This is a genomic window from Orenia sp., from assembly GCF_055140805.1.
The window spans coordinates 1-5,759 of record NZ_JBSQYM010000169.1 but is presented as its reverse complement, the minus strand read 5'-3'; the positions used below and the strand labels follow the sequence as shown (position 1 = coordinate 5,759).

Below are 5,759 nucleotides of genomic sequence, written 5' to 3'. Positions count from 1 at the left end.
AAGATGCTTTAGTCCTCTCTCCTAAGGTAGGAGAGAGTTAGAGTGAGGTATGAAAGGTTTTGATTTATTTCATTTTAGACTTGGATATCTATATAGATATCCAACTTTAGAATAAAATTAAAATTATAGTAAAGTTGAATGATAGTAGATAGGAAAAATTTGTTTGGGTATTTTTCCATCACAAAGAGTTCAAAGAACTCGTAGGACGAGTAACGAGTGATGAGTAATGAGCTAAAATCAAAAACATAAAAATACTATAAATTGCTTTTTAGAGTTGTTTATCTATAACTAGTATATGATTTATCTATTCACCTTCACTCTCCACTTGTTATCTTTTATATTTATTATATTTCCTCTGCTTATAACAATAAGCATCAAAGGGATACCATAATAAGTTAAAGAACATATGTGCTATCATAACTGCCATCAGCCCTCTCCACCAGAACAATATTCCAAAAATTAAAGATACAACAATATTATAAAAAGAAACTACCCCTATTAAAGCTTTAGTCAGCTTACAACCTTCTTTAAAATATACTAATAAATCTTTCAACCCTGCTATAATTGCCAAAATCATTATAGAAATCAAGACTATATAAATATCTATCCTTCCTAAATAAATATTAACTCCCCAAATAATTGAACTTAATAACCCCCATCTCATTATTATCTCTGCTATCATACCATCATAAATTATCCTTCCAGATAAATATCTCTTCATTCTCAAGTCTTCCATAATAGCTATACTCTCTTTATTAACCTTTAACCTAAAAAATATATAATAAAAATAAATAAAAATTACTGCTCCTATAACCCCAAAGAAACAAGCATAAAACAACTCTATTTTTAATGATTCCCATAAATTTTCTTGCTTTACTATTGCTATAAAGATTGGTGCATTTGATTCAATAATAGGATTCAACAATACACCTATTGCTGTAAAGATGCTAACTATAAGTAGATTATTGAGAATAGAATATATAGTTGAAAAGAAATTAATTAGAAACCTCTTTAGCCAAGGGGCTTGCTTATCTACTAGCTCTCTTCTTAAAAATAATGGTGTATTAATAAAAACTCCTGGAATAGACACAACTAAAATACTCAAAAACAGATACCAATTAAACATAACCTTCTCCTTTCAACTAAAATGGTTCGAATTTATAAATGAAATCATAGGTAATTATAAAATCATAGCGTTACTATTCATATATACTTAAAAGAATAAAATATTAAAACTAAATATAAATATTTCTAAAATAAAAATCACCTTATCGCTTAAGTATCCTAACAATCAACTTTAACATCTTCTTCTAGTAGAAAAAATAGAGTAATATAGAGATAATATGACACTTTCGTATCAGGAATCGGGAATCTGGAATCAGTCTGTTTCACTGATAACTGGTTCTTGACTCCTGATTCCTAAAAGTGTTGCAATATCCCCATAAATGTACATTATTCATATTAAAATTTAATTATCATAACTTATCACTTCATAAACCTTCTACTTCATTCTTTTTATTTTCAATACATATACTATTATAATGGCAAGTAAGAAAGGTGGTGAAAACTATGTATCATGAGCCCTATTACTTGAATAACCAAGAAGAAAGCAAAGCATATATTAGAATTCTTCATGCTTCTGTTAATGCTCCTGCTGTAGATATTTATGCTAATAATGACTTAATTGCAGAAAATCTAAAGTATGGAGAATTTACTGACTATATATCGGTAATGACAGGTCGCTATAATATCAAAGTATATCCTGCTAATAAGACTAAAAATCCTCTTATAGATACTTCTTTTAATGTCATATCTAATACTATTACCACTATAGCTGCTATAGGGGAGTTCCCTGATATCAGTTTACTTCCAATTGAAGATCCACGTATCCCAATTCGCCCTAACAGAGCATATGTTAGAGTAGCCCATCTATCTCCTAATGCCCCTAATTTAAACCTTAGTCAAGAAGATGGTATACTCTTATTTAAAAATATAGCTTATAAAGAGGTAAGTGATTATCTATCTTTAAGACCAATAACTTATAACTTCAAAATAAAACCAATAGGAAGTGATAAGACTCTATTATATGTCCCTAATGCAAGATTAACAAGAGATAGATTCTATACCCTTTATATTATTGGCTTGGTCGGAGCTAATCCACCATTGCAGATGTTAATTCCTTTAGATGGAAATTCCTATTTAAGATTTTAAATTTTAATTATTTTAATATAAAAAGAGGCAACAAACTGAGCATTAAATCTCAATTTGTTGCCTCTTAAGTTCTATTTCTCTAAATATGCTCCTACAATCTCTCCAAAATAGAGAGTATGATAATCTTTTTGAGGATACCATTTCTTATCATACTCAACGTCTAATTCATCGGGACTCATCTTCTGCTTAAACTTAATCTTACATTCATAATGGAGATTGCATCCTTTAATAATTGGAGTATCAACCTGTTGACCTGCTTGAATTGATAGATCACATTCACTAAATTTGTCATAATTCTTCCCTGACTTAGTACCACAGAACTTTAATGCCTCTTTTAACTGCCCCTCTAATGGGATACTAACAGTAAATTCATCACTCTGCTCTATCAGTTTATATGTATAACGAGAATCCCTAACCATTACCATAAAAACAGGCTTCCCCCAACTATAACCAATACTTCCCCAACCAATAGTCATAGTATTGACCTTAGTACCTGCTTTAACTGTTAAAAAAGCACCTTTAGCTAAAGCTTGAGTAGCCTCTTGCATATAAGCATCATAAGCAATCTTCTTCAGAGTAATCCCTCCTATTTATATTTTATATTAATATATATTCTTTAGAAATAAGCTTATTCTCCCAGCTCTGATAACTGCTTACCACCAACACCAATATTGTCAGCTGCATTCTCTTTAATTAAGATAGAAAAAGCTTGCTCTGGTATATTAGTGACCTCACTTGCCGTTTTAGTAAATTTGGCTATCAACTCAGCCTTCTGCTCTTTAGTTAACTTTGGTCCTTCCATAGTGATAATTGGCATATAAGATCATCCTCTCTTTTTTATTTTAGTATATCAAATTATTTACTATTAACAAAATAAAATAATTAGTTAAGTTTAAAGTCTCTTTTATACTCAATTATTCATCATACGCAAATTTTTGACCAAAATTCTAACTACTGCATAGGCTGGAACTGCAAATAATGCTCCTACTACTCCAAATAATAAAATAGAGCTTAGCACTACAAATAAAACTATTAAAGGATGAATATTCAACTTCTCTCCTTGAATAAGAGGTCTGATCAGATTTCCTTCTAAATACTGACCGATTGCTAGTACAATAAATACCTTAGCTACCATTAACCAATTACTTGTTATAGCTATAAATAAAGCCGGTAGAATCCCTAAGCTAGGACCTAAAATTGGAATCAAAGAGGTAATCATAGCAATTAAAGCTAAAGCAAAGGAATTTGGTAGCCCAATGATTAAAAACCCAATAAACATAGCTACTCCCAATAGTAAAGCTACCAATAATTGAGAGCTAATATATGCTTCTAAGACCTGATCAATCTCCTGCAAAATCTTCTCTACTCTGCTTTCGTCTTTCTTAGGAAAGAAGGAGATAATTGCTTGGCTAATCTTAGTATCATCCTTCAAAAAGTAGAATACAACAAAAGGGATTAAGACTATAATTGTCCCAAAGTTAGTCAATGATGAGAAAGTCCCCATTAGATTATAATTGCTGAGCTTATCCAAAGCCCCTTGAATAAAATCTACAGCTCTACTTTGAAGCTTAAAATTAGCCAAAAAGTCAAGCTTACCATTACCAAATTCAATAACTTTATTGATACTAACTTTAATACTCTCATAATTTAGAGAAAAATACTTAATCAATTCTCTAATTTCACCATAGATGATACTACCTCCAAAATAAATAATAAAGATAATCAAGGCGATAACCAATAAAAAGGTAATTAAAATAGCCAGCGGCTTATACTTTACCCTAATAGCTAAAAATCTAACTATAGGTCTTAAAAGATAATAAAGAAATCCTCCTAACAATAAGGGAAATAAGACAAGAGATAAAACCTTTAATATAGGATCAACTATATAAGGTATTTGTCCTGCTAAAAAGATAATTAACAAGATTAAAATTATTTTAATGGCTACTTTAAAAAATCTATCCTTAAACAAGTTAAACACACCTCCCATGAAATATTAAATCTCTCTAACCATAAAGCTCTGGATTTATCAGTCACATATACCAATATACTCTCTAATTCTAGAAGAAACATCAAATCCTTTTTACACCCTTCTCCTTATTGCAAGAGAGTGAACCAATGCAACTAAAGAGAAGTTACTACTATTATATCAATTTATTTACTATTATTAAAATAGATTCACCCCGGAAGTAATAAAATTAGAGATTCATGAATCTAGAATAAAATTTAACTATTTGGTTCTAGTTTACACGCAAAGTTGTTTTTTTAACTCATAGGAGGTAGATAGTTGGAGTTCTAAGCTATACCAAAAGGCTCTCAATTAAGGATCACACCTTAGTTAAGAACCTCTTTATCTAAGTTATTATGATTGAAGCTATACTTTATCACACTAGATGATATAAATACTTAAAAGACCAGAATCTATAGATTCTGGTCTTAAATATCATTACTCAACCCTAGTTTTCAACTTTAACTAATCTTACATCATCAATATAGAACGTTAACATCGGTACATTGTCATAATCTGGAATCTTCCCTAAATTAAACCCAATAGTATAATCTTGTTCAGTATCAGCCTCAACATTAAATTCAAATTCAAATTCTTTCCAGTCATCCCTACCCATATACTCGGTTCTTTCTCCTTTATAGGAATTATCAGAAGTATCCATAGCATATGCCTGAATAACTCTTCTTTTTACTGTACTGTAATCTTTTAATTTTGCCTTAAAGGAACATATATAAGTCCCAGCTGCCAATTTAACATTTTGCTTAAGCTGAAGGTGGTTAGGTTCACCTCCTGTACTGACAGTTTCAACCTCCATTACATTACTACTTAGAGAATCAAAATGCTTTACGTTAAAGTATGCATTAGCTCTATGAGGTTCCTTATATATCTCCCAAGGAGCATAAAGGTCGCCTTCACCTGTTTCAAAGCTACCATTAGTAAGTAGATTTATTTTCTCTGGTGTATCACTATCTGGTGTTCCATCATCTGTTGTCCCGTCATCTGCTAATTCTGGCATTGGGATAGTGATAGTAACATCATCTTTATCAATGCTCTCTTCTGTATCTACAGGCTCATAACCTTCAGCAGTCACCTTTACTGTATAATTTTTCTTTTCCAAATCGTCAAATATAACTAAACCTCCTGAATCAGTAGTCTTAGTATCAACATCAACTACTTCTACTCTAGCATCCTTTATAGGAGCCTCTGTCTTATCAGTAATTTTAAATCTTACAGTAGCTGTAGTTGATGTATTATTATCATCATCATCACTATCACCACTACAACCCACCAATGCTAATAAACCAATTAATAAAATTGCTAAAACAGTAAACTTCTTCATACTCTTAAACATAATATTTCCTCCCTTAAATTTAATTTTATATAATTTGCTATAAAAGCATATTATAATCCTGAAATACTTACAATAGTCACTTAAACAAATATTATTATATAGATTGAATTAAATAATTTCATTAATTAAAAATCAATAATTCAACTTATTTAGCAACGAATATAGCGAATTTAAAACAAAGAAAATTCTAAA

Annotated in this window: 6 protein-coding genes; 1 reads left to right on the top strand and 5 read right to left on the bottom strand. The window is 30.3% G+C overall.

From position 1 onward, the window contains the following. Positions 1-328: 328 nt before the first annotated feature. Positions 329-1,126 carry a hypothetical protein gene (locus ACTCDL_RS13515; RefSeq protein ID WP_463177842.1) on the bottom strand — a complete coding sequence of 266 codons (798 nt, stop codon included), beginning with the start codon at positions 1,124-1,126 and terminating at the stop codon, positions 329-331. A 443-nt stretch (positions 1,127-1,569) separates the two neighbouring features. Here ACTCDL_RS13515 and ACTCDL_RS13510 point away from each other — a divergent pair, with 443 nt between their 5' ends. Next, positions 1,570-2,211, top strand: a complete 642-nt coding sequence (locus tag ACTCDL_RS13510; protein WP_463177839.1) for a DUF4397 domain-containing protein — start codon at positions 1,570-1,572, stop codon at positions 2,209-2,211. A gap of 71 nt (positions 2,212-2,282) precedes the next feature. On the opposite strand, the gene ACTCDL_RS13505 is transcribed toward ACTCDL_RS13510, so the two are convergent. From ACTCDL_RS13505 to ACTCDL_RS13490, 4 genes are all read right to left on the bottom strand, one after another. Continuing rightward, positions 2,283-2,759, bottom strand: a complete 477-nt coding sequence (locus ACTCDL_RS13505) for a flavin reductase family protein (RefSeq protein ID WP_463177835.1) — start codon at positions 2,757-2,759, stop codon at positions 2,283-2,285. An 80-nt stretch (positions 2,760-2,839) separates the two neighbouring features. Next, complete coding sequence (gene dmpI, locus ACTCDL_RS13500; RefSeq protein ID WP_463177830.1) at positions 2,840-3,028, bottom strand: 4-oxalocrotonate tautomerase DmpI; 189 nt, start codon at positions 3,026-3,028, stop codon at positions 2,840-2,842. Positions 3,029-3,121: 93 nt separating this feature from the next. Next, positions 3,122-4,180 carry an AI-2E family transporter gene (locus tag ACTCDL_RS13495; RefSeq protein ID WP_463177825.1) on the bottom strand — a complete coding sequence of 353 codons (1,059 nt, stop codon included), beginning with the start codon at positions 4,178-4,180 and terminating at the stop codon, positions 3,122-3,124. Positions 4,181-4,664: 484 nt separating this feature from the next. Further along, positions 4,665-5,567 (bottom strand): carboxypeptidase-like regulatory domain-containing protein, encoded by a 903-nt coding sequence (locus tag ACTCDL_RS13490; RefSeq protein ID WP_463177822.1) that lies wholly within the window; start codon positions 5,565-5,567, stop codon positions 4,665-4,667. Positions 5,568-5,759 lie beyond the last annotated feature (192 nt).